The 21036-nt window shown below is 62.3% G+C and carries 22 protein-coding genes and 1 pseudogene; 16 read left to right on the top strand and 7 right to left on the bottom strand.

The features are described from left to right. Positions 1-85: 85 nt before the first annotated feature. The 10 genes and pseudogenes from GIW79_RS04785 to madM form a co-directional block, all read left to right on the top strand. Positions 86-264 (top strand): annotated as a pseudogene (locus GIW79_RS04785) (chemotaxis protein CheW); the annotation flags it as partial. Positions 265-540: 276 nt separating this feature from the next. Then, the gene (gene mdcA, locus GIW79_RS04780) at positions 541-2211 is read left to right on the top strand and encodes a malonate decarboxylase subunit alpha (protein ID WP_034128931.1); all 1671 of its coding nucleotides are present in this window, start codon (positions 541-543) and stop codon (positions 2209-2211) included. Then, complete coding sequence (locus GIW79_RS04775; protein ID WP_060763959.1) at positions 2212-3045, top strand: triphosphoribosyl-dephospho-CoA synthase; 834 nt, start codon at positions 2212-2214, stop codon at positions 3043-3045. Beyond that, the gene (locus tag GIW79_RS04770; RefSeq protein ID WP_014720312.1) at positions 3045-3344 is read left to right on the top strand and encodes a malonate decarboxylase subunit delta; all 300 of its coding nucleotides are present in this window, start codon (positions 3045-3047) and stop codon (positions 3342-3344) included. The genes GIW79_RS04775 and GIW79_RS04770 overlap by 1 nt, the downstream gene beginning before the upstream one ends. After that, positions 3337-4179 carry a biotin-independent malonate decarboxylase subunit beta gene (locus GIW79_RS04765; protein ID WP_106117728.1) on the top strand — a complete coding sequence of 281 codons (843 nt, stop codon included), beginning with the start codon at positions 3337-3339 and terminating at the stop codon, positions 4177-4179. The genes GIW79_RS04770 and GIW79_RS04765 overlap by 8 nt, the downstream gene beginning before the upstream one ends. Beyond that, on the top strand, positions 4176-4946 hold the full coding sequence (gene mdcE, locus GIW79_RS04760; protein ID WP_054916897.1) for a biotin-independent malonate decarboxylase subunit gamma: 771 nt from the start codon (positions 4176-4178) through the stop codon (positions 4944-4946). The genes GIW79_RS04765 and mdcE overlap by 4 nt, the downstream gene beginning before the upstream one ends. Beyond that, a complete protein-coding gene (locus GIW79_RS04755) occupies positions 4940-5536 on the top strand; it encodes a malonate decarboxylase holo-ACP synthase (protein WP_089041469.1) in 597 nt (198 codons plus the stop codon). Before mdcE ends, GIW79_RS04755 begins: the two co-directional genes overlap by 7 nt. After that, positions 5533-6432 (top strand): malonate decarboxylase subunit epsilon, encoded by a 900-nt coding sequence (mdcH, locus tag GIW79_RS04750; protein WP_060763960.1) that lies wholly within the window; start codon positions 5533-5535, stop codon positions 6430-6432. The genes GIW79_RS04755 and mdcH overlap by 4 nt, the downstream gene beginning before the upstream one ends. Before the next feature lie 67 nt (positions 6433-6499). Beyond that, complete coding sequence (gene madL, locus GIW79_RS04745; RefSeq protein ID WP_032894763.1) at positions 6500-6892, top strand: malonate transporter subunit MadL; 393 nt, start codon at positions 6500-6502, stop codon at positions 6890-6892. Positions 6893-6897: 5 nt separating this feature from the next. Further along, a complete protein-coding gene (gene madM / locus GIW79_RS04740) occupies positions 6898-7662 on the top strand; it encodes a malonate transporter subunit MadM (protein ID WP_003195023.1) in 765 nt (254 codons plus the stop codon). Positions 7663-7786: 124 nt separating this feature from the next. Here the strand turns inward: madM and GIW79_RS04735 are convergent, their stop codons facing one another. Then, positions 7787-8701, bottom strand: a complete 915-nt coding sequence (locus tag GIW79_RS04735; RefSeq protein ID WP_014720307.1) for a LysR family transcriptional regulator — start codon at positions 8699-8701, stop codon at positions 7787-7789. A 144-nt stretch (positions 8702-8845) separates the two neighbouring features. On the opposite strand from GIW79_RS04735, the gene trhA reads away from it, so the two are divergent. After that, positions 8846-9463 carry a PAQR family membrane homeostasis protein TrhA gene (gene trhA / locus GIW79_RS04730; protein WP_003195019.1) on the top strand — a complete coding sequence of 206 codons (618 nt, stop codon included), beginning with the start codon at positions 8846-8848 and terminating at the stop codon, positions 9461-9463. A gap of 31 nt (positions 9464-9494) precedes the next feature. On the opposite strand, the gene GIW79_RS04725 is transcribed toward trhA, so the two are convergent. Continuing rightward, positions 9495-10397, bottom strand: a complete 903-nt coding sequence (locus GIW79_RS04725) for a LysR family transcriptional regulator (protein WP_236452435.1) — start codon at positions 10395-10397, stop codon at positions 9495-9497. A gap of 107 nt (positions 10398-10504) precedes the next feature. On the opposite strand from GIW79_RS04725, the gene GIW79_RS04720 reads away from it, so the two are divergent. Genes GIW79_RS04720 through GIW79_RS04710 form a run of 3 tightly spaced genes read left to right on the top strand, consistent with a single transcriptional unit; the run spans position 10505 to position 13035 of the window. Then, on the top strand, positions 10505-11746 hold the full coding sequence (locus GIW79_RS04720) for a D-amino acid dehydrogenase (RefSeq protein ID WP_096142979.1): 1242 nt from the start codon (positions 10505-10507) through the stop codon (positions 11744-11746). A gap of 10 nt (positions 11747-11756) precedes the next feature. Next, entirely contained in the window at positions 11757-12107 is a 351-nt protein-coding gene (locus GIW79_RS04715) for a RidA family protein (protein WP_034128923.1), read from the top strand. 25 nt (positions 12108-12132) lie between these two features. Further along, entirely contained in the window at positions 12133-13035 is a 903-nt protein-coding gene (locus GIW79_RS04710; protein ID WP_054897561.1) for a transporter substrate-binding domain-containing protein, read from the top strand. Between the two features lie 74 nt (positions 13036-13109). Here GIW79_RS04710 and GIW79_RS04705 read toward each other — a convergent pair whose 3' ends face one another. Beyond that, positions 13110-13829 carry a 16S rRNA (uracil(1498)-N(3))-methyltransferase gene (locus tag GIW79_RS04705; RefSeq protein ID WP_054897560.1) on the bottom strand — a complete coding sequence of 240 codons (720 nt, stop codon included), beginning with the start codon at positions 13827-13829 and terminating at the stop codon, positions 13110-13112. Between the two features lie 137 nt (positions 13830-13966). Further along, positions 13967-15373, bottom strand: a complete 1407-nt coding sequence (locus GIW79_RS04700; RefSeq protein ID WP_034128920.1) for an adenosylmethionine--8-amino-7-oxononanoate transaminase — start codon at positions 15371-15373, stop codon at positions 13967-13969. Between the two features lie 272 nt (positions 15374-15645). Between GIW79_RS04700 and GIW79_RS04695 the strand changes: the two genes are divergently transcribed. Next, entirely contained in the window at positions 15646-16197 is a 552-nt protein-coding gene (locus GIW79_RS04695) for a cytochrome b (RefSeq protein ID WP_014720299.1), read from the top strand. 32 nt (positions 16198-16229) lie between these two features. Continuing rightward, positions 16230-16829 carry a YceI family protein gene (locus tag GIW79_RS04690; protein WP_014720298.1) on the top strand — a complete coding sequence of 200 codons (600 nt, stop codon included), beginning with the start codon at positions 16230-16232 and terminating at the stop codon, positions 16827-16829. 142 nt (positions 16830-16971) lie between these two features. Here GIW79_RS04690 and GIW79_RS04685 read toward each other — a convergent pair whose 3' ends face one another. The 3 genes from GIW79_RS04685 to GIW79_RS04675 form a co-directional block, all read right to left on the bottom strand. Next, positions 16972-18855 (bottom strand): DEAD/DEAH box helicase, encoded by a 1884-nt coding sequence (locus GIW79_RS04685; protein WP_236452432.1) that lies wholly within the window; start codon positions 18853-18855, stop codon positions 16972-16974. A gap of 222 nt (positions 18856-19077) precedes the next feature. Then, positions 19078-19881 (bottom strand): substrate-binding periplasmic protein, encoded by an 804-nt coding sequence (locus tag GIW79_RS04680; protein ID WP_236452425.1) that lies wholly within the window; start codon positions 19879-19881, stop codon positions 19078-19080. A 63-nt stretch (positions 19882-19944) separates the two neighbouring features. Next, complete coding sequence (locus tag GIW79_RS04675) at positions 19945-21027, bottom strand: hypothetical protein (protein WP_034128917.1); 1083 nt, start codon at positions 21025-21027, stop codon at positions 19945-19947. Between the last annotated feature and the right edge of the window lie 9 nt (positions 21028-21036).

The following is a 21036-nucleotide window of genomic DNA, read 5'->3' as shown; positions in this document are numbered from 1 at the left end:
CGCGTCCCGCCAGTCAGCATAAGGGTGACGCAGAGCGTCACAGGATGCATGCCCACGCGGAGCGTGGGAACGATCAGTTATGCGCCGCCAGGTCACGTGGCGCGATCGGCAGATTCCGCTGACCAGCTTTGAAGCGGCCTGCGGCGAAGCCAGCGTGACGGGCGAACGCTCGAGGAGGCGGCGGTGCAAGTGGGGGAGCAGGTGGCGAAGGTGCCGGACTTGATGGGGCTTGAAGCGCTGCTGGTAGAGTCCGGCCTGGCCTGACTGATCATTCACACGCTCCGCGTGGGAATGCCGCCGGGGACGCTCCGCGTCTCGCCAGTCAGCATAAGGGTGACGCAGAGCGTCACAGGATGCATGCCCACGCGGAGCGTGGGAACGATCAGTTATGCACTGACCCACCATCAACGCAGGCAAGCCAGCTCCCACAGTTTGATCTTCGTTACTCCAGGCGTAACGGTTCGTCCTCCAGCTTGATTGATGCCTTAACGCTTCACTCCTAAGGTAAGCCCCACGACAGCAACCCCCCGTGGAGCGACCATGACAACAACCATCACCCCCGACTCGCGCTGGACGCGGCGGCGCGACGAGAAGCAGCGGCGGCTCGGGCTGGTCAAAAAATACGCAGACGGGGCGGTGTTGCCCAGTGACAAGATCGTCGAGGCCCTTGAAGCCTTGATCCTCCCCGGCGACCGCGTAGTGCTGGAGGGCAACAACCAGAAGCAGGCCGACTTCCTCTCGCGCTCCCTGGCCCAGGCCGACCCCGCCAAGCTCCACGATTTGCACATGATCATGCCCAGCGTGGGCCGTTCCGAGCATCTGGACCTGTTTGAAAAGGGCATTGCCCGCAAGCTGGATTTCTCTTTCGCTGGCACCCAATCCCTGCGCATCAGCCAGTTGCTGGAAGACGGCATGCTGGAGATCGGCGCGATTCATACCTACATCGAGCTCTATGCGCGGCTGGTGGTGGACCTGATCCCCAACGTGGTGCTCTCGGCCGGTTTCATGGCCGACCGTGCCGGTAACATTTACACCGGCGCCAGCACCGAAGACACCCCGGCGCTGATCGAACCCGCTGCCTTCAGCGATGGCATCGTCATCGTGCAGGTCAACCAGTTGGTGGACGACGTTACCGACTTGCCTCGCGTCGACATCCCCGCCAGTTGGGTGGATTTCGTGGTGGTGGCCGACAAGCCGTTCTACATCGAGCCGCTGTTCACCCGCGACCCACGCCATATCAAGCCGGTGCATGTGTTGATGGCGATGATGGCGATCCGGGGCATCTACGAAAAACACAATGTGCAGTCGCTCAACCATGGCATCGGCTTCAACACTGCTGCCATCGAATTGATCCTGCCCACCTACGGCGAATCCCTGGGCCTCAAAGGCAAGATCTGCCGCAACTGGACCCTCAACCCGCACCCCACATTGATCCCGGCGATTGAAAGCGGTTGGGTAGAAAGCGTGCATTGCTTCGGCACCGAACTGGGCATGGAAAACTATATTGCCGCACGCCCGGATGTGTTCTTCACCGGCCGCGATGGCTCGATGCGCTCCAACCGCATGTTCTGCCAACTCGCCGGCCAATACGCCGTGGACCTGTTTATCGGCGCCACCCTGCAAGTGGATGGCGACGGGCATTCCAGCACCGTGACCCGTGGCCGCCTCGCCGGTTTCGGTGGCGCGCCGAACATGGGCCACGACCCACGCGGCCGCCGTCATGGCACACCGGCCTGGCTGGATATGCGCCACGACGATGCCCCCGAAGCCTTGCTTGAACGCGGCAAAAAACTCGTAGTGCAGATGGTCGAGACCTTCCAGGAAGGCGGTAAACCCACTTTCGTCGACACCCTGGACGCGGTGGAAGTGGCCCGCAAAAGCGGCATGCCCCTGGCGCCCATCATGATCTACGGCGACGACGTCACCCACTTGCTCACCGAAGAAGGCATCGCCTACCTGTACAAGGCGCGCTCCCTGGAAGAACGTCAGGCAATGATCGCCGCCGTCGCCGGGGTGACCGCCATCGGTATGCGCCACAACCCCAAGGACACTGCGCGCATGCGCCGCGAAGGCTTGATTGCCTTGCCCGAAGACTTGGGTATTCGCCGCACCGACGCCACCCGCGAGTTGTTGGCCGCCAAGAGCGTGGCCGACCTGGTGGACTGGTCTGGTGGCCTCTACAACCCGCCCGCCAAATTCAGGAGCTGGTAAATGCGCGCGCTCAAACAGCATGAACTGAGCCTGGCCGATCGCCTGGCGGATATGGCCGTGGATGCGCTGATCGACGAAGCGGATTTGTCGCCTAAACCTGCCCTGGTAGACCGGCGCGGTAACGGCGCCCACAGCGATTTGCACCTGGGGCTGATGCACGCCTCGGCGCTGTCGCTGTGGCCGATGTTCAAGGAAATGGCCGAGGCCGCGCTCGACATCGGCGAAGTCGGCCTGACCCTGCGCGAAGCGCTCGGGCGTATTGGCCGGGAAGGCGAGCAGGCCATGCTCGCCACCACCCAGGGCGTGAACACCCATCGCGGTGCGATCTGGGCGCTGGGGTTGCTCACCGCTGCGGCGGCCCTGGAGCCCCGCACCATAACCCTGACCGCCGCCAAGTTGGCTCTGCTCAACGACCGCTTCGCCCCGCAGCCCATGAGCCATGGCGCCCAGGTTGCACAGCGCTACGGTGCACGCGGTGCCCGTGAAGAAGCCCAGCTCGGCTTCCCTTCGGTGACTCAACGCGGCCTGCCGCAACTGCACAAGAGCCGCCGCGAAAACGCCGGTGAGCAGAACGCCCGGCTGGATGCTTTGCTGGCGATCATGACGGACCTGGCAGACACCTGCGTGCTCTACCGCGCCGGTACCGAAGGCCTGGCCACCATGCAACAGGGCGCCCAGGCCGTGCTCGACGCCGGTGGCAGCGCAACCCTGGCCGGACGCCGCCAACTGCATGAACTGGACCTGCAACTGCTGGCCTTGAATGCCTCCCCCGGCGGCGCCGCCGACCTGTTGGCCGCCTGCCTGTTTATCGACCGCCTCGACGGAGCGTTGTGATGGAAACCTTATCCTTTGAATTCCCCGCCGGGCAGCCCCCCAAAGGCCGTGCGCTGGTGGGTTGCGTCGGCTCGGGCGACCTGGAAGTGCTGCTGGAGCCGGGCACTCCCGGCACCTTGACCATCCAGGTGCAAACCTCGGTCAATGGCGCGCAGCAACGCTGGCAGCACCTGTTCGAACGCATCTTCCAGGAGCAGACGCCACCGGCCCTGAACATTGATATCCACGACTTCGGAGCCACGCCCGGGGTAGTGCGCTTGCGCCTGGAGCAAGGTTTCGAGGAGATCGGCCATGACTGACTTACTCGCTAAACACAGCTTTGTCGAACTTGGCGCCCGACAGCGCGCCAAGGCGCTGTTGGATGCCGGCACCTTCCGCGAGTTGATCGACCCGTTCCAGCGGGTCATGTCACCGTGGCTCAGCCGCCAAGGCGTGGTGCCCCAGGCCGATGATGGTGTGGTGATCGCCAAGGGCAGCATCGGCGCCAAGCCTGTGGTGATTGCCGCGATCGAAGGTAATTTCCAGGGCGGCAGCCTGGGTGAAGTTGGCGGTGCGAAAATCGCGGGCGCCTTGGAGCTGGCCGCCGAAGACAACCGCAACGGCATCCCCACCTGCGCGTTGCTACTGCTGGAAACGGGCGGCGTGCGCTTGCAGGAAGCCAACCTGGGCCTGGCTGCCATTGCCGACATTCACGCGGCGATTGTCGACCTGCGCCAGTACCAGCCGGTGATCGGCGTGGTGGCCGGCAGTGTCGGTTGCTTTGGGGGCATGTCCATCGCGGCTGGCTTGTGCAGTTACCTGGTGGTCACTCGCGAAGCACGCCTGGGCTTGAATGGCCCCCAAGTGATCGAGCAGGAGGCTGGCCTGGAGGAATACGACTCCCGCGACCGCCCGTTTATCTGGAGCCTTACCGGTGGCGAGCAGCGCTTCAACAGTGGCTTGGCCGACCGTTATGTGGCCGACGATGTGGCGCAGATCCAGCAGACTGTCAGCGCACTGTTGCAGCAGGGCGTGCCCGCACAACCGCGCAGCCGGCGCGCTGATTTTTACCTGGCGCGCCTGGCCGAACTGGACGCGAGCGCGCAAATCGAGCCGGCGACGGTTCGTGCGCTGTATCAGGGAGAACGCTCATGAGAGGCTTGCAGTGGTTCAACGCATTGAGCGCCAACGCAACGCCGGTCGAAGGTTTGCCGGGCTCATTGAAAGTGGCGGATGGTGTGTTGGGTGAACAGGCGGTGCGCTATATCGCCGTGGTCCCCGACCCGCACAACCGCTTCCCCCGCGCCCGCAATGGCGAAGTCGGCCTACTGGAAGGCTGGGGCTTGGCCAAGGCGGTGGACGAAGCCATCGCCCGGGGTGACAAGCGCCCCATCATCGCTATCGTCGACGTACCCAGCCAAGCCTATGGTCGTCGCGAAGAAGCCCTTGGCATTCATCAGGCCTTGGCCGCCGCCGCTGACAGCTACGCTCGCGCTCGGCTCGCCGGCCACCCGGTGATCGCCCTGTTGGTGGGCAAGGCCATGTCGGGGGCGTTCCTCGCCCACGGCTACCAGGCCAATCGCCTGATCGCCCTGCGCGACCCTGGCGTGATGGTGCATGCCATGGGCAAGGCCTCGGCGGCACGGGTGACCTTGCGTAGCGTCGAAGAATTGGAAACCCTGGCCGCCAGCGTGCCGCCGATGGCCTATGACATCGACAGCTATGCCAGCCTGGGATTGCTGTGGGAGACGTTGTCAGTCACCCGGATTGAACAACCCACGACGGATGACGTGGCGCGAGTCAGCGATTGCCTGGTGCAGGCAGTCAAGGATATCGGCAGTACCGACTTGAGCTCACGCCTTGGCGCCACCAACCGAGCCGCCTCCAGCCGAGTGCGCCAGCTGTTGCGGGAGCAATGGTGAACGCCCACGACTTACTCTGGGGCATGACCCTGGCGCATCTGCCTGCCGATGCCCCGGCCTGGGTGCGGGACGCGATCCGTGCCGGGCATCCGGTAGTGGTGCGGCGTGCCATCGCCGAGCCGGGCCATGTGGCGGTCGGTGTGCGTGGGCGTTTGCGTGAGCAGCGTTTTGCCGCCCAGATGCCCGTGGCGGCGGTGCAACGGCGGGTGGCGCCGCAAGCTTTGCGAGCGGCGGTCTCACCACGGGATTTACCGGCGCTGCGGGCCCTCGATCAACTGCGGCCGGTGCTGGCGCCGCAAGATTGGGGCGTCAGCGGCAGTGCCGGGTTTGAATTGGCCAGTGGCATTGAAGCGCTGCATGCCAACAGTGACCTGGATTTGATCCTGTGCACGCCCAAGCCCCTGGATCGTAGCGAGGCGCGAGCGCTGTTGGCGATCCTGGACACCGCGCCCTGCGCCGTCGACCTGCAACTGCAAACCCCTTTCGGTGCCGTCGCGTTGCGCGAATGGGCCGGCCCCTCACGCCGTGTACTGCTCAAGACCGTCAGCGGTGCGCACCTTGTGCTCGACCCTTGGCAGGCCGTGGCATGAGTAGCCTTCTGGTGTTTCCGGGGCAGGGCGCCCAACGCAGCGGCATGCTCCAGGCGTTGCCGGCCGCCATTGTGCAAGAGGCCAGTGATGCCCTGGGTGAAGACGTTCGTCGGCTCGACTCGGCGCAGGCTCTGGAATCGACGCGGGCTGTGCAACTGTGCCTGGTGATCGCCGGCGTGGCCCATGCCCGGCGATTAGAGTGCACGCCGGATTATGTAGCGGGCCTGTCCATCGGCGCCTACCCAGCCGCGGTGATGGCCGGGGCCCTGGACTTCGCTGATGCGATAAAACTGGTCAGCCTGCGTGGTGAACTGATGCAGCAGGCTTATCCACAGGGCTATGGCATGACGGCGCTGATCGGCCCTGATCTTTCCAGCGTCGAGGCCTTGCTGGCGGATATCCACAGCCCGCATACGCCGGTGTATCTGGCCAATATCAATGCCGACAACCAGACCGTCATCGCCGGCAGCAACGAGGCGATGAAGCGAGTTGCCGAACGCATCAAAGGCAACGGTTTCGCCAAGCGCCTGGCCGTCAGCGTGCCGTCTCACTGCCCGTTGCTGGAGCAACCCGCCCAGGCACTGTTCCAAGCCTTCGTCCCACTCAAGGCGCCGCGCATTACTTACCTGAGCAGCACCCGCGCGCGACCTATCCACAACCCCGAACAACTGCGTGACGACCTGGCCTTCAATATGTGCCGCGTCGTCGATTGGCGCGGCACGGTGCAAAGCGCTTACGAGCGTGGTGTGCGCCTGCAAATCGAACTGCCTCCGGGCGCGGTGCTCACCGGTCTGTCACGCCGTGTGTTTGAACAGGGCACGGTGATCGCCTGCGAAGGCGCCCGCCTGGACACCTTGCAGGCCCTGCTGCAAGAGGAGGAACGCCGCCACCGATAACGCAGTACCCAAGGCTTTCGAAGCACAAAAACAACAATTTCGAACGAGCACTTTGAGGACAACAACCATGATTATCTACGGTGTGGCTTTTTTGGCGTTCTGCACGCTGGCAGGGCTGTTTGTGGGTGAACTGCTGGGCAAGCTGTTGGGTATTCCGGCCAACGTCGGCGGGGTGGGTATTGCCATGCTGCTGTTAATTGGCCTGGGCAGCTACCTGAGCAAACGCGGCCTGTTTACCGGCAAGTCTGAGCAAGGCGTGAGTTTCTGGGCGGCGGTGTATATCCCGATTGTGGTGGCGATGGCTGCCCAGCAAAACGTGTATGGCGCCATCAGCGGTGGGCCTATGGCGATTCTGGCCGGGACCCTCGCCGTAGTGCTCGGCTTTGCTTTGGTACCCGTGCTGGTGCGTATCGGTAACCGCGAGCCGGTTGCTCCTGTTCCCACCAAAGAAGCCGGGTGATCGCCATGTACGAATCGATGATGAAAGTGATCACCGGCTACGGCTTGATCAGTGGTTTCGCCGTGATCGGCCTGACCATGTGGGTGTCTTATTGGATCTCCGATACCTTCACCAAGGGCCGCCTGCATGGTTCGGCCATTGCCATTCTGCTGGGGTTGGCGCTGTCGTATGTGGGCGGTGCGTTTACCGGTGGTTCCAAGGGCGTGGTGGATATTCCACTGTTGTCAGGCATCGGCCTGCTCGGTGGTGCGATGTTGCGGGACTTTGCCATTGTCGCCACGGCGTTTGGCGTGAGTGTCGATGAGCTCAAACGCGCCGGCTACGTGGGTGTACTGGCGCTGTTTGTCGGCGTGGGCTCGTCGTTCGTTGCCGGGGTAGGGGTGGCGATGGCGTTCGGGTACACCGATGCGGTGAGCCTCACCACCATTGGCGCCGGGGCCGTGACCTATATCGTCGGCCCGGTGACCGGCGCGGCGATTGGGGCCAGCTCCGAGGTGATGGCGCTGTCCATTGCCGCGGGGTTGATCAAGGCCATTCTGGTGATGGTGATGACGCCGTTCGTGGCGCCGCTGATCGGGCTGAACAACCCACGCAGCGCGGTGATCTTCGGTGGCTTGATGGGCACCTCCAGCGGTGTGGCGGGCGGCCTGGCGGCGACTGATCCGAAGCTGGTGCCTTATGGGTGTTTGACGGCGGCGTTCTATACGGCCTTGGGGTGTTTGCTGGGGCCGTCGTTGTTGTTTTTGCTGATGCGTGGGTTGGTGGGCTGATAGGGGATGATCGTTCCCACGCTCCGCGTGGGAACGCCTCTTGTGACGCTCTGCGTCACGGTCAAAAAGCGGACGCGGAGCGTCCTGAGCTGCGCTCCCACGCAGAGCGTGGGAGCGATCGTCCTCAGCTTTGGCGATTGGCATACATCCGACACTCCGCCAACAACGCCAGCAGGTTTGGGTCACGCTCCTTGGCTTTCAGGAACACCACACCGATCTGCTGTTGCAGGCGGTACCTGGGCTGCAACGGTATCAGCTTCACGCGGTTCTCATACACCGCTGCGATACGTCCTGGCAGCAGCGCATAACCCACCCCTGAACTGACCATGCTCAGCAAGGTGAAGATATCGTTCACCTGCATCGCCACCTTCGGCTCGAACCCGGCCTGATGGAACACCCGGTTGCCGTCCTGATGCGTGGCGAAGCCCTGGGTGAGGGTGATGAAGGTGGCATCGCGCACGTCGGCCAGGTCGATTTCCTGATCGCGGTCCAGGGGCGAATCGGCCGGGGTGGCGAGGAAGATGTCATCGCTGAACAGCGCGATCTGCTCGCAGTCGGGGTCGTGGGCGTGTTCGTCGAGGGAGATGAGAATCGCGTCCACTTCCATGTTCTTGAGCTTATAGAGCAGGTCGAAGTTGGAGCCCAGGATCAGGTCGATATTCAGTTCGCTGCGCCGGATTTTCAGGCCCATGATCAACTGTGGCACGGTCTTGACCGTCAGCGAATACAGCGAGCCGAGCTTGAAACGTTCGGCCGAGAACCCAGCGGCTTCGCGGGTCAGGCGCACGCTGTCGACCACATCAGCCACCAGTTTCTGCGCACGCTCTTCGAGCACGTAGGCGCTTTCCAGCGGAGTGAGGTTGCGACCCTCGTGTTTGAACAGCGGGCAGCGCAGGGCACTTTCCAGGGAGTGAATGGCGCGGTGCACGCTGACATTGCTGGTTTGCAGCTCGGCGGCCGCGCGGGCCAGGTTGCCGGTGCGCATGAACGCCAGGAAGATCTCCAGCTTCTTGAGGGTGAATTCTTCGTCGATCAGCATGGCCTTGGGCTCTTGTTCGATTGCGCTCGATTGTGCCTGCAAACGCGGCCCTCGTCGCTGGAACGTCACACGCCGCTTGCACTCTGATACGCAAGGCTGGAGGCTTGCCGACAGTCGTCAACGGTGAGGGGAGGTCAACGATAGATGTACCACGGGGAACGATTCAACGCCTGGAGCCATTTGCTCGGTGCAGTCGCGGCCTGTATTGGCGCCGTGTGGATGTTGGTAGTGGCGAGCCTGGACGGCAGCCCCTGGAAGATCGTCAGCGTGGCGATTTATGGCTTTACCCTGATGGTGCTTTACAGCGCGTCGACGGTGTACCACAGCGTGCGAGGCCGGCGAAAAGCGATCATGCAGAAGGTCGATCACTTTTCCATTTACCTGTTGATAGCCGGCAGTTATACGCCATTCTGCCTGGTGACCCTGCGCGGGCCGTGGGGCTGGACGTTGTTCGGGATTGTGTGGGGGCTGGCGGTGATCGGCATCCTGCAGGAGATCAAGCCGCGTTCGGAGGCGCGAATTTTGTCCATCGTGATCTACGCCGTGATGGGCTGGATCGTACTGGTAGCGGTCAAGCCGCTGATGGCGGCGTTGGGTACGGCAGGGTTTATCTGGTTGGCGTCCGGTGGGGTGCTGTACACCGTAGGCATTATCTTTTTTGCCCTGGAGGATCGCTTGCGCCATTCCCACGGCATCTGGCATTTGTTTGTGATTGGCGGCAGCCTGCTGCATTTCGTGGCGATCATGCATTACGTGCTCTGATTGTGGGAGGGGGCAAGCCCGGCTCCCACACTTAAAGGCGTTCCAGTAACACCTGGGCGCGGCTACCGAAAATCTCTAGCAACTTGGCCAGCATATGCGGTGGAGGTTCGTTGGCACGGGTCAGCGCGTAGAGAGTGATTGGCAGCGGCGGGGTGAGCGTTCGGATATGGGTGGTGGCCGTTGAAGCACCCAATGCTGTGAACGGATCGATCACGGTCAGGCCCGCGCCGGATTCGACCATCACGCGGGCCAGTGAATAGGTCTGCACCGAGATCGTCACGCGTGGTGGCGGGTCTACGCTTTCCAGATAACTCTCCAGCTTGGCGGCCAGCGGGTCAGCGCTGGAGAGGCCGATCAAGGGCGCGCCGGCCAGTTCGGCCAACGGCAGGGGCTGATGCCGTTCGGCATCGGGCCAATAGCCTTTGGACGCCAATGCCACCAACACCCCGTTGGCCAATACTTGAGTGGTAAGCCCCGGATGCCCGGAAAAGTTGAGCGTCAGCGCCAGGTCGATCTCGCGCATCAACAGCTTTTGCACCAGCTCGTGGCTATGGTCACTGGACAGTTCACAGGCAATGTCCGGGTAATCGCGCTTCCATTCCAGGACCGCCGGCGGTAGCAGCGCCAGCGCCAGCGCCGGGATTGCGCCGATGCGAATGCTTTGTCCCGGTTCGCGGCGCAAACTTTTCGCCAGGCGCCGCACGCCTTGCAGGCTTGCGCTGACTTTCTCGACTTCGCGTTCCAGCGCCAGGGCTTCCGGGGTGGGTTGCAATTTACCCCGTACCCGCAGGAATAACGCAAAGCCCAACTGCAGCTCGGCGTGCTGCAGCACTTTGGTCACCGCCGGTTGCGAGACGTGCAGCAACTGCGCGGCGGCACTGATGGAGCCGGTCTGACGGATGGCCTGGAAGATTTCGATATGACGCAAGCGCATGGGGAGTCCCATAACCTTTGTTTATAGGTGAGCCATCTTTATTCATTGTCGGTGACCTGTCACCTGGCTCTACGCTGAGCGCTCTTAATCAACGGTTGGGGGCTGGGATGGCCAGGCAGGTTTGCATCATCGGCGGTGGGGTTATCGGCTTGGCCAGCGCTTATGCGTTGGTGCGGGCTGGCCATGAGGTCACGCTGATCGATGCCCGTGGCACCTTGGGCAGCGAAACCAGTTTTGCCAACGGTGGACAACTGTCCTATCGCTATGTTGCGCCACTGGCTGACGCGGGCGTGCCCTTGCAGGCAATCGGGTGGTTGTTGCGTGGCGACTCGCCCTTGAAGTTGCGACCTCGCCTCGACCCACAGCAATGGCGTTGGATGGCGGCCTTTATCGGCGCTTGCCGGGGTTCGGTCAACAGGCGTAACGGTGCCCATCTTCTGCGCCTGGCTACCCTGAGCCAGAGCACGTTACAGCAGTGGCGCGAGGATGATCGCCTGGGCGGCTTCGACTGGCGGCGCAACGGCAAGCTGGTGATGTTTCGCAGCGCCAGCACCTTTGAACATGCCCGCGCCAAGGTCACAAATTTCCTGCAGCAACAGGTGTTGTCGTCTGTTGAGTGCGCTCGCCTGGAGCCCGCACTGGCGGCCGGTGGCTTTGTCGGCGGCATCTACACGCCGAACGAGGAAGTGGGGGATTGCCACGCTTTTTGCCGGCAATTGGCGGCCCGGCTTGAGGCGTCGGGGCGTTGCAGGTTCTTGCTCGGGCGCAAGGTCACCGGGCTGCGCCATGCTGGCGGTGCGGTGCAGGCCATCGAACTGGGTGATGAGGTGATGCCAGTCGAGCAACTGGTCCTGGCGGCCGGTTATCGCAGCGCTGAGTTGGCACTGCCGGGGCTGTCACTGCCCTTATACCCGCTCAAGGGCTACAGCTTGAGCGCGCCGATTGGCCCGCAACACAAGGCGCCGAATGTGAGCATCACCGACTACGACCGCAAGATCGTCTACGCGCGCCTCGGCGAGCAACTACGGGTCGCGGCCATGGTGGATATTGTGGGATTCGATGCCGGCCTTGAGCCTTCGCGCTTGGCGTTGATAAAGCGCCAGGCAGTAGAGACATTTCCCCATGCAGCTGACTACGCACACGCGCTCGAATGGGCTGGCATGCGCCCGGCCACGCCAACGGGCGTGCCGCTGATTGGCGCCAGTCGCTATCGCAACCTGTGGCTGAACCTGGGCCACGGCGCGCTTGGCTTTACCCTGGCCTGCGGCAGCGGCCAATTGCTGGCCGAATTGATCGACCAGCGCACCCCTTCCATTGATATGCAGGGCCTGACGCCCCGCGCCGCTTGAGGATGCAGCCGTGACCATTACCCGAATCAACAGCAACGAACGACTCAGCGGTGCCGTGACGTTCAAGGAACTGGTGTTCCTGTCGGGCCAGGTGCCCGGCGACGGCCTGGATGTGGCCACCCAGACCCGGGAAGTGCTGGCCAGGATTGATACGCTGTTGGCCGAGGCGGGCAGCGATAAGGACCACTTGCTCAACGCGACGATCTACCTGAAGGACATCGCTGCCGGTTTTACGCCGATGAATGAAGTCTGGTCCGCATGGCTCTCGCCAGGCATGGCGCCCACGCGCACTACCTTGCAAGCAGAGCTGGCGCGGCCGAGTGTGCTGGTGGAAATCAGCGTGATTGCAGTCCGTAAATAACCTCAAAGACCCACGGAGAATAACAATGAAAACAATCCTGTTGACCGGCTGCGCGCTGGGGCTTTTGTTGAGCGCACAGGCCCATGCAACCGAAGCGCCACTGGAGGGCACTTTGAGCAAGATCGCCAGCGCCAAGTCCATCACCCTTGGCTACCGCGATGCGTCGGTGCCGTTTTCCTATGTGGGGGATAACAGTGGTAAACCGATGGGCTACTCGGTGGACCTGGCAAACAGGATTGTCGAGCGTATTCAGCAGAAAACCGCAGTGGGCGACCTCAAGGTGAAGTACAACCTGGTGACGTCCCAAACCCGCATCCCGCTGGTGCAGAACGGCACTGTCGACCTGGAGTGCGGCTCCACCGGCGTGACGGCTGAGCGCCAGAAGCAGGTGGCATTCTCCTACGGGTTTATCTATGTAAAGGGCCAGTTGCTCACGGCCAAGGACAGTGGGATCAAAGGCTTTGCCGACCTTGCGGGCAAGAATGTGGTGACCACTGCCGGCACCACCAATGAGCGCTTTCTCAAAAGTTATAACGCTGAACACAAAGCCAATATGTTCGTGATCAGCGCCAAGGACCATGGCGAAGCGTTCAAGATGCTCGAGACTGGCCGGGCCGTAGCGTTCTATATGGACGACGCGTTGCTCTACGGCGAGCGCGCCAAGGCCAAGGACCCGCATCACTGGGTGGTCGTCGGCGAGGAGCAGTCGCGGGAGATCTACAGCTGCATGGTGCGCAAGGATGACCCGCAGTTTCTCGCGGTGGTCAACGAAACCCTGGGCGAGCTGTACCGCTCGGGAGAGATCAACGGGATTTACCAGCGCTGGTTCGAGCAGCCGATTCCGCCCAAGGGCTTGAACCTGGAGTTCCCGATGACCAGCGAGTTGAAAGCGATCATCGCCAAGCCGGTGAGTGACCCAGTGGAGTAAGCCTGGGGTAACCCGATAAAACTGTGGGAGCAGGCAAGCCAGCTCCTACAGTTGATTGGGTTTACAGGGTGAGGTTAGAAGTCGCCCCAGAGTTGTTGGGCGACGGAGAGTGCGACGACGGGCGCGGTCTCGGTACGCAACACCCGCGGGCCGAGGCGAGCGGCGTGGTAGCCGGCGCCCTGGGCGGTCTCGACTTCATTGTCGGTGAGCCCACCCTCGGGGCCGATCAAGAACGCCAGGCTCGATGGCTTGGCGTGGCTGATCATCGGTTCTGCCACCGGGTGCAGCACCAGCTTCAAATCCGCCTCGGTTTGCTTGAGCCAGTCTGCCAGCAAGAGCGGGGGGTGAATCACCGGCACCGTCGAACGCCCACATTGCTCACACGCACTGATTGCCACCTGGCGCCAGTGCAGCAAGCGCTTGTCGGCGCGTTCGTCTTTGAGGCGCACTTCGCAGCGCTCGCTGAAGATCGGTGTGATGGCATTGACGCCCAGTTCAGTGGCCTTCTGGATCGCCCAATCCATGCGCTCGCCCCGGGACAGGCCCTGGCCGAGGTGAATATGCAGGGGCGATTCGGCCTGGCCGGCAAAGCTATCCGTGAGTTGCACGGTGACGCGTTTTTTACCGACTTCCAGCAAGGTGCCACGAAACTCCTGGCCGGAGCCGTCGAACAATTGCACGGCATCGCCTTCACTCATGCGCAGCACACGGCTGATGTAATGCGCCTGGGCTTCGGGCAGTTCGTGGTCACCGAGACTCAGCGGGGTGTCGGTGAAAAAGCGGGACAGTCTCATGTCTGTTCTCTGAAGAGGTTGTTTATGTAGGAGCGAGGGGGACGCCTAGTTCTTGCTCGCGAAAAATGTACATCCGACGCAGCGGTGCGCCTGGAATGCCTTCGCGAGCAAGCTCGCTCCTACAAGGATTTCGGCAATCAACCCGGATCACGGAAGCCCGGGTGAAAATCTTTGGGCACCGCCACACTGACCTTGCTGTTGGTGGCGATATCTATCCCCTCGCTGGCCACCTCGGCCAGAAAGTCGATCTGCTCCGGGGTAATCACATACGGCGGCAGGAAATACACCACGCTGCCCAGTGGCCGCAACAGCGCACCGCGCTCCAGCGCGTGCTCGAAGACCTTCAGGCCACGGCGCTCCTGCCACGGGTAGGCGGCCTTGGTGGCTTTGTCCTGCACCATCTCGATAGCCAGCACCATGCCGGTCTGGCGCACTTCGGACACGTGAGGATGGTCGACCAAGTGCGCGGTGGCGGTCGCCATGCGCTGGGCCAGGGCCTTGTTGTTTTCGATGACGTTGTCTTCTTCAAAGATATCCAGCGTCGCCAACGCCGCCGCACAGGCCAGCGGGTTGCCTGTGTAGCTGTGGGAGTGCAGGAAGGCACGCAGGGTCGGGTAGTCGTCGTAGAAGGCGCTGTAGACCTCTTCGGTGGTGACCACGGCGGCCAGTGGCAGGTAACCGCCGGTGAGCGCCTTGGACAGGCACAGGAAGTCCGGGCGGATGCCGGCCTGTTCACAGGCGAACATGCTGCCGGTGCGGCCAAAGCCCACGGCGATCTCGTCGTGGATCAAGTGCACGCCATAGCGGTCGCAGGCTTCGCGCAGCAGCTTGAGGTACACGGGGTGGTACATGCGCATGCCACCGGCACCCTGGATCAGCGGCTCGACGATCACGGCAGCGACGGTGTCGTGATGCTCGGCCAGGGTCTGCTCCATCGCCAGGAACATGTTGCGCGAGTGTTCTTCCCAGCTCATGCCTTCGGGGCGCAGGTAGCAGTCCGGGCTCGGCACCTTGATAGTGTCGAGCAGCAACGCCTTGTAGGTCTCGGTAAACAGCGGCACGTCGCCCACCGACATCGCGGCGATGGTTTCGCCGTGGTAGCTGTTGGTGAGGGTGACGAAGCGCTTTTTGTTCGGCTGGCCGCGGTTGAGCCAGTAGTGGAAGCTCATCTTCAGCGCCACTTCGATGCAGGACGAACCGTTATCGGCGTAGAAGCAGCGGGTCAGCCCTTCGGGCGTCATCGCGACCAGGCGTTCGGACAGCTCGATCACCGGTTGATGGCTGAAACCGGCGAGGATCACGTGCTCCAGCTGATCGACCTGATCCTTGATACGCTGGTTGATCCGTGGGTTGGCGTGGCCGAATACGTTGACCCACCAGGAACTGACGGCATCGAGGTAGCGCTTGCCTTCGAAGTCTTCCAGCCATACGCCTTCACCGCGCTTGATGGGCACCAGGGGCAATTGCTGGTGGTCTTTCATCTGGGTGCAGGGATGCCACAGCACCGCGAGGTCGCGTTGCATCCACTGGTTATTCAAGCCCATCGGTGATCTCCTCGAAGCGGTCCTGCGGCGGGCGCAGGCGAAACAATCGCGCAAGCCTATGCAATGGTGGCTTGGGTCACAAGCCATTGTGGGGAAATTCGCGGTAAATGCAGGACGGTCTGTCACGTTTCCCAGGGATAGTCTTAATCCCTTGTTAATTTATGATGCCTAGCCTCGTTATCGTATTTTTCGATATTTCAAAGCAAAATTTTCCGCTTTAATTCGATAGGTAAAGCGCTAGTCTTGGGCACAGTTCTTACGGGATTAAGTACATGCAGCTACGTAATTCGCCGGCCCGCTATGGTTGGGTCAGCATGGTTCTGCACTGGGGCGTAGCCCTGGTGGTGTTCGGTTTATTTGCCCTGGGCTTGTGGATGGTCGGACTCGATTACTACAGCGCCTGGCGCAAAGATGCGCCCGACTTGCACAAGAGCATTGGCATCACGCTGTTCGCCATCATGCTGGTGCGGATCGTCTGGCGCCTGGTCAGCCCGCCGCCGCCACCACTGGCCAGCTATAGCCGCATGACGCGGATCGGCGCCGCGTTTGGGCACGCGTTCCTTTATGTCGGGCTGTTTGCCGTGATGATTGCCGGTTACCTGATTTCCACCGCAGACGGTGTCGGTATCCCGGTGTTTGGCCTGTTTGAAATTCCTGCCGTGGTTTCCGGTCTACCGGACCAGGCAGATACCGCCGGTTGGGTGCATCTGTACCTGGCCTGGGTGCTGGTGGTTTTCGCCGGCTTGCACGGTGTGGCGGCACTGAAACACCATTTTATCGATCGTGATGCGACCCTTGCGCGAATGCTGGGACGCAAAGCCTGATGTTCAACCTCGACTCACAAGGAATAGAAAGCATGTTGAAAAAAACACTCGCTGCGCTGGCAATCGGTTCTGCCCTGCTGTCCGCAGGTTCGGCGATGGCCGCTGACTACGTGATCGACAAGGAAGGCCAGCACGCCTTCGTCGATTTCAAAATCAGCCACCTGGGTTACAGCTACATCACCGGTACCTTCAAGGACCTGGATGGCAAGTTCAGCTTTGACGCCGCCAAGCCCGAAGACGCCAAGATTGAAGTCAACGTGCGTACTGCCAGCGTGTTCTCCAACCACGCCGAGCGCGACAAGCACGTCAACAGCAAGGACTTCCTGGAGTCGGGCAAATTCCCTGATGCCAAGTTCGTTTCCACCAGCGTCAAGCCAACTGGCAAAAATGCTGATGGCAAGCTGACTGCTGATGTGACCGGGGACCTGACCTTCCACGGCGTGACCAAGCCGATCCTGGTCAAAGCCACGTTCCTGGGCGAAGGCAAGGATCCATGGGGCGGCTACCGTGCCGGCTTCGAAGGCACCACCAACATCAGCCGCAAGGAATTCAACAAAGACGGCATGGACGTAGGTCCACAGTCTGACAACGTGCAGTTGTACATCACGTTTGAAGGTGTGAAAGCGAAGTAATGCTTCGTATGTAGGAGCGAGCTTGCTCGCGAGGGCCGCAAGGACACCGCGTTAAACCAGGATGCCCGCGTTATCGTTGACGACCTTCGCGAGCTAGCTCCTACAGGCAAAAAAAACCCGTATCTCACGATACGGGTTTTTTTTATGCTTCGCGGTTGCGAGTCAGCAGCGCTGGTTTCTCACCACGAGGGCGGCCTGGCAGTTGATCCAACTGCTCAGGTGTCGGGAAGCGATCCGCTTTCGACTCCTTGTGGATGATCTTCGGCGCCGGGCCACCCCGTGGGTTTTGTACTGCAGGCTCGGACGAGCGAGGCTGATCGTCACGGGCAGGGCGGCGGTTGTTGCTGCGTGAATCTTCGCGACGGGCCTGGCCGTCACGCGGTGCGCCATTGCGCGGGCCGCTGCGCTTGGCAGGCGGGGTACCGGTGGTGCCGCCGCTGCTGTTGCGCGGGGCGTTCTGGCGACCGCCCTGTGGCTGGCCGCTACGTGGAGCGCCTGCGCCCTGGGCAGGAGCCCCTGGACGACGGCCACGGCCCTGGGCCGGTTTGGCCTGGGGCACGTAGTCGACGCGGTTACCGAAGTTATCGATATCGTCGTCAAGGAACTCGTCCGGGGCGCGGTCGGCCGCGGCGCGTGGTGGCTGGCTCGGCTGGCGCTGTTCGCGGGCCGGGGTGCCTTCACGGGGCTTCTGCTCACGGGCCGGGCGTTCGCCACGGCTGCTGCTCGCGGTTTTTTCCTTGCCCTTGTCCTTGCCTTTGTCGCGACGACCACCGCCACCACCGCCGCCGTTCGGGCCATCGCCCTTCGGACCACGTGGGTTGCGCGGGTTGCGCACATCCGGACGCTCGCGCGCTTCTGGCTTCTCGGCCTCCACGGCGCTGGCATCGAAGCCCATCAGGTCGCCATCGGCGATTTTCTGCTTGGTCATGCGCTCGATGCTTTTCAGCAGTTTTTCTTCGTCCGGCGCGACCAGCGAAATGGCCTCGCCCGAACGACCGGCACGGCCCGTACGGCCGATACGGTGTACATAGTCTTCATCGACGTTTGGCAGCTCGAAGTTGACCACGTGTGGTAACTGGTCGATATCCAGGCCGCGTGCGGCGATATCGGTGGCCACCAGGATACGCACGCTGCCGGCCTTGAAGTCGGCCAGGGCTTTGGTGCGCGCGTTCTGGCTCTTGTTGCCGTGGATGGCGACGGCGGTGAGGCCGTGCTTGTCCAGGTACTCGGCCAGGCGGTTGGCGCCGTGCTTGGTACGGGTGAACACCAGCACCTGTTCCCACGCGCCGTGGGTGATCAGGTGCGCCAGCAGCGAGCGCTTGTGGCTGGCGGCCAGGCGGAACACGCGTTGCTCGATACGCTCGACCGTGGTGTTCGGCGGCGTGACTTCGATGCGCTCGGGGTTGTGCAGCAGCTTGCCGGCCAGGGCGGTGATGTCGTTGGAGAACGTTGCCGAGAACAGCAGGTTCTGACGTTTGGCCGGCAGGCGGGCGAGGACCTTTTTCACGTCATGGACAAAGCCCATGTCGAGCATGCGGTCGGCTTCGTCCAGCACGAGGATTTCCACGTGGGACAAATCGACGCTGCCTTGGCCGCACAGGTCGAGCAAGCGACCCGGGCAGGCCACCAGTACATCGACGCCACGGGACATGGCCTGAACCTGAGGGTTCATGCCGACGCCGCCGAAGATGCAGGCGCTGACGAACTTCAAGTCGCGGGCATACAGCTTGAAGCTGTCGTGCACCTGAGCGGCGAGTTCGCGGGTTGGGGTCAGGACCAGTACACGCGGTTGGCGCGGGCCGTGACGTTGGGATTTGTCCGGGTGACCGTTGGGAAACAACCGCTCCAGGATCGGGAGGGCGAAACCGCCGGTTTTACCAGTACCTGTCTGAGCCGCGACCATCAGGTCGCGACCTTGCAACACGGCGGGAATGGCCCGCTGTTGCACCGGAGTAGGCTCGGTATAGCCCGCTGCCTCGATGGCGCGGACTAAAGCCTCGGAGAGACCGAGGGAAGCAAAGGACATGAGTAATCCTGTTTTAGTTAGGGCTTGGCCCAAAGGGATAATCTTGCCGGGCGTGAATGGCGCTTAGGGGAGCGCAACCCCGTCCGGTCCTGCTGCGTCTGGCGGGCACTCCACCGGCTCGCGCGGGCTGCAAAGCTGCGCAGTAGCTGGGTTGGGTGCCGTTTTCAAGACCCGAGCGGCCGGGCGTAAGCCTGGCGGAAAGGCCGCAGTATAACAGAGCAATCACTGCGCGCTGCTTTCCTGCTGCTCAACGGCGTGTTCGGGGGCTGGCATGGGGGCCGTTTGCTCGTGCATCCGGCCATATTTGGCGCTCAATGTGGCATAGGCGGGCTCTTGCTTGAAGCGCTTGAGCTCGGCGGCAAAGCGTTGCACCAGCAGGTCCATGCCTGCGCCACGGCGTACCGCAAGAAATTGCTGCTGGCGGCTGACCACCACCGATGCCTGGCTGACTTTACCTTCCAGGCCCAGGGCCTTGAGCACGTGGTGCCCCACGCGCCGGTCAGTCACCACCATATCGACGCGCCCCAGCATGAGTTTGCCAAAGTTGGCTTCATGGCTGGGGGCGGGTTCGCGCTGGAAGGTGTTGGACTTACTGAACGCGTCGCCATAAAGGTAGCCAGGGGAAACGCCAACGGTCAGGCCGCGCAGGTCGTCGAGCGTGGCGGCGGGGTGAGGGCGTTCGTTGGCATAGAACAAGACAAATTCGACTTCCGACAACGGCTCGCTGGGATAGAGCAGCAACGCGTCGCGCTCCTGGCTGTGAAAGATATCCAGCGCGCCGTCGGCGTGGCCCTGCTCGAGCATCGCCAGGCAGCGCTTCCAAGGGAGGAACTGCCATTGCACATCCACCCCCAGGCGCTGGAACACGATCAGGGTGGTTTCATAATCCAGGCCGGCCATGGTGCCGTTGTCTTCGTAGACATAGGGCGCCCAGGGTTCGGTGACAATGCGCAGTTTCTCGCCATGAGCGGCCAGGCTCAGGCAAGAAAACAGCACAGCGGTCAACAGCTTGAAGAGGACGGGCATACCCTGAGGTTACGACGCTCCCCGAAGAAAGAGAAGCTCTGGCACGCGCATTGGCGGGCGGTCCTACTTCGCAGGAGCGTTCAGCAGGTGTTCGTGGATCGCGGCCCGGCGCTCACCCAGAATCAAACGCACCACGGGGTTGGCGAACCAGTGTTCCAACTGGTGGGCATCAATCGGGCGCTTCTGGCGTTCTTCCTGGTTTTGTCGGGCCTTGTCCCACCAAACCGGGCCGCACGCCTGGTCGAACTCGTTTTCGTGTTCGTAGCAGCCGTAGAGAATCTCGCGGATGAACTGTTGCTGATGCTTGGGCAGCAGCAGGGTGATCAGCTTGTACATCAAACGCTGCAAACGCGGCGGGCGCGGCAGGTGCGAGGAGACTTGGCGCGTATCGGCCAGGGCTTGCACACTGGTGGGCGCGCTGGCGTGCTTGGCGATCCACGCCTTGACCTTGGCCCGGAACAGCTGTTTGCGGCTCCAGTAGTGGTGGATCAGGTCCGGGCACTCGCGCACCTTGAGGGTACGGTAGGCGGCGATGGACAGGCAGAACTCTTCCAGGGTGTAGGCGCCCTGGGCGTGGGGGAACAGTTCATCCATCAACTCGATGGAGTGGTCGAGGATGTGCGCATCCTGTTGGGTCAGGCCCATGACGCCGGAGTTGAGGGTCATCATGTCATCGTCGGCCACGCCCATGTCCAGCAGGCGCTGGCGCAGGGCGGTGTAGAGGATGCTTTCGTGATTGTCGCCGTACTTGGTGTAGAAAGCGTTGCACAGCAGGGTGCCGGGCTGTACGCGTTCGAACAGGGCCATGGGCGAATGATGGAAGAAGGTGTCGGTGTCGATGAGCAATGCTACCGGGGATTCTTGCAGCACCTGGCGCAGCACCACGTGTTTGGTGCGAAAGTGATAGCCGTGGGGCTCGCTCCAGCGTTTGCGGGTGGCCTCGTCCAGCGGGCGGACGCGCACCGGCAGCAAGCGATAGGGTTCGGGGTTGTCGCTGAATACCTGAATGTCGATGTTCGCGTCCGGCGTGTCCTGCAGGAATGCCAGTGCGCTGGCGATGCTGAATACGGCTTCCTGATGGTAGGTGTCGGCGCCGAAGACCAGGTAGACCAGTTGCGGGCGGGACGTCGAGGGCACTGTATTCATGGACTGCGG

Source organism: Pseudomonas sp. PA-7-1E, from assembly GCF_021605325.1.
Lineage (GTDB): Bacteria > Pseudomonadota > Gammaproteobacteria > Pseudomonadales > Pseudomonadaceae > Aquipseudomonas > Aquipseudomonas fluorescens_BV.
Note: the sequence above shows the minus strand (reverse complement) of the source record. Positions and strands in the feature narration are given on the sequence as shown.

Bases quoted from the DNA above. Each gene is read 5' to 3' on its own strand.
- mdcA (WP_034128931.1), top strand. From the start codon at position 541: ATGACAACAACCATCACCCCCGACTCGCGCTGGACGCGGCGGCGCGAC.
- GIW79_RS04775 (WP_060763959.1), top strand. From the start codon at position 2,212: ATGCGCGCGCTCAAACAGCATGAACTGAGCCTGGCCGATCGCCTGGCG.
- GIW79_RS04770 (WP_014720312.1), top strand. From the start codon at position 3,045: ATGGAAACCTTATCCTTTGAATTCCCCGCCGGGCAGCCCCCCAAAGGC.
- GIW79_RS04765 (WP_106117728.1), top strand. From the start codon at position 3,337: ATGACTGACTTACTCGCTAAACACAGCTTTGTCGAACTTGGCGCCCGA.
- mdcE (WP_054916897.1), top strand. From the start codon at position 4,176: ATGAGAGGCTTGCAGTGGTTCAACGCATTGAGCGCCAACGCAACGCCG.
- GIW79_RS04755 (WP_089041469.1), top strand. From the start codon at position 4,940: ATGGTGAACGCCCACGACTTACTCTGGGGCATGACCCTGGCGCATCTG.
- mdcH (WP_060763960.1), top strand. From the start codon at position 5,533: ATGAGTAGCCTTCTGGTGTTTCCGGGGCAGGGCGCCCAACGCAGCGGC.
- madL (WP_032894763.1), top strand. From the start codon at position 6,500: ATGATTATCTACGGTGTGGCTTTTTTGGCGTTCTGCACGCTGGCAGGG.
- madM (WP_003195023.1), top strand. From the start codon at position 6,898: ATGTACGAATCGATGATGAAAGTGATCACCGGCTACGGCTTGATCAGT.
- GIW79_RS04735 (WP_014720307.1), bottom strand. From the start codon at position 8,701: ATGCTGATCGACGAAGAATTCACCCTCAAGAAGCTGGAGATCTTCCTG.
- trhA (WP_003195019.1), top strand. From the start codon at position 8,846: ATGTACCACGGGGAACGATTCAACGCCTGGAGCCATTTGCTCGGTGCA.
- GIW79_RS04725 (WP_236452435.1), bottom strand. From the start codon at position 10,397: ATGCGCTTGCGTCATATCGAAATCTTCCAGGCCATCCGTCAGACCGGC.
- GIW79_RS04720 (WP_096142979.1), top strand. From the start codon at position 10,505: ATGGCCAGGCAGGTTTGCATCATCGGCGGTGGGGTTATCGGCTTGGCC.
- GIW79_RS04710 (WP_054897561.1), top strand. From the start codon at position 12,133: ATGAAAACAATCCTGTTGACCGGCTGCGCGCTGGGGCTTTTGTTGAGC.
- GIW79_RS04705 (WP_054897560.1), bottom strand. From the start codon at position 13,829: ATGAGACTGTCCCGCTTTTTCACCGACACCCCGCTGAGTCTCGGTGAC.
- GIW79_RS04700 (WP_034128920.1), bottom strand. From the start codon at position 15,373: ATGGGCTTGAATAACCAGTGGATGCAACGCGACCTCGCGGTGCTGTGG.
- GIW79_RS04695 (WP_014720299.1), top strand. From the start codon at position 15,646: ATGCAGCTACGTAATTCGCCGGCCCGCTATGGTTGGGTCAGCATGGTT.
- GIW79_RS04690 (WP_014720298.1), top strand. From the start codon at position 16,230: ATGTTGAAAAAAACACTCGCTGCGCTGGCAATCGGTTCTGCCCTGCTG.
- GIW79_RS04685 (WP_236452432.1), bottom strand. From the start codon at position 18,855: ATGTCCTTTGCTTCCCTCGGTCTCTCCGAGGCTTTAGTCCGCGCCATC.
- GIW79_RS04680 (WP_236452425.1), bottom strand. From the start codon at position 19,881: ATGCCCGTCCTCTTCAAGCTGTTGACCGCTGTGCTGTTTTCTTGCCTG.
- GIW79_RS04675 (WP_034128917.1), bottom strand. From the start codon at position 21,027: ATGAATACAGTGCCCTCGACGTCCCGCCCGCAACTGGTCTACCTGGTC.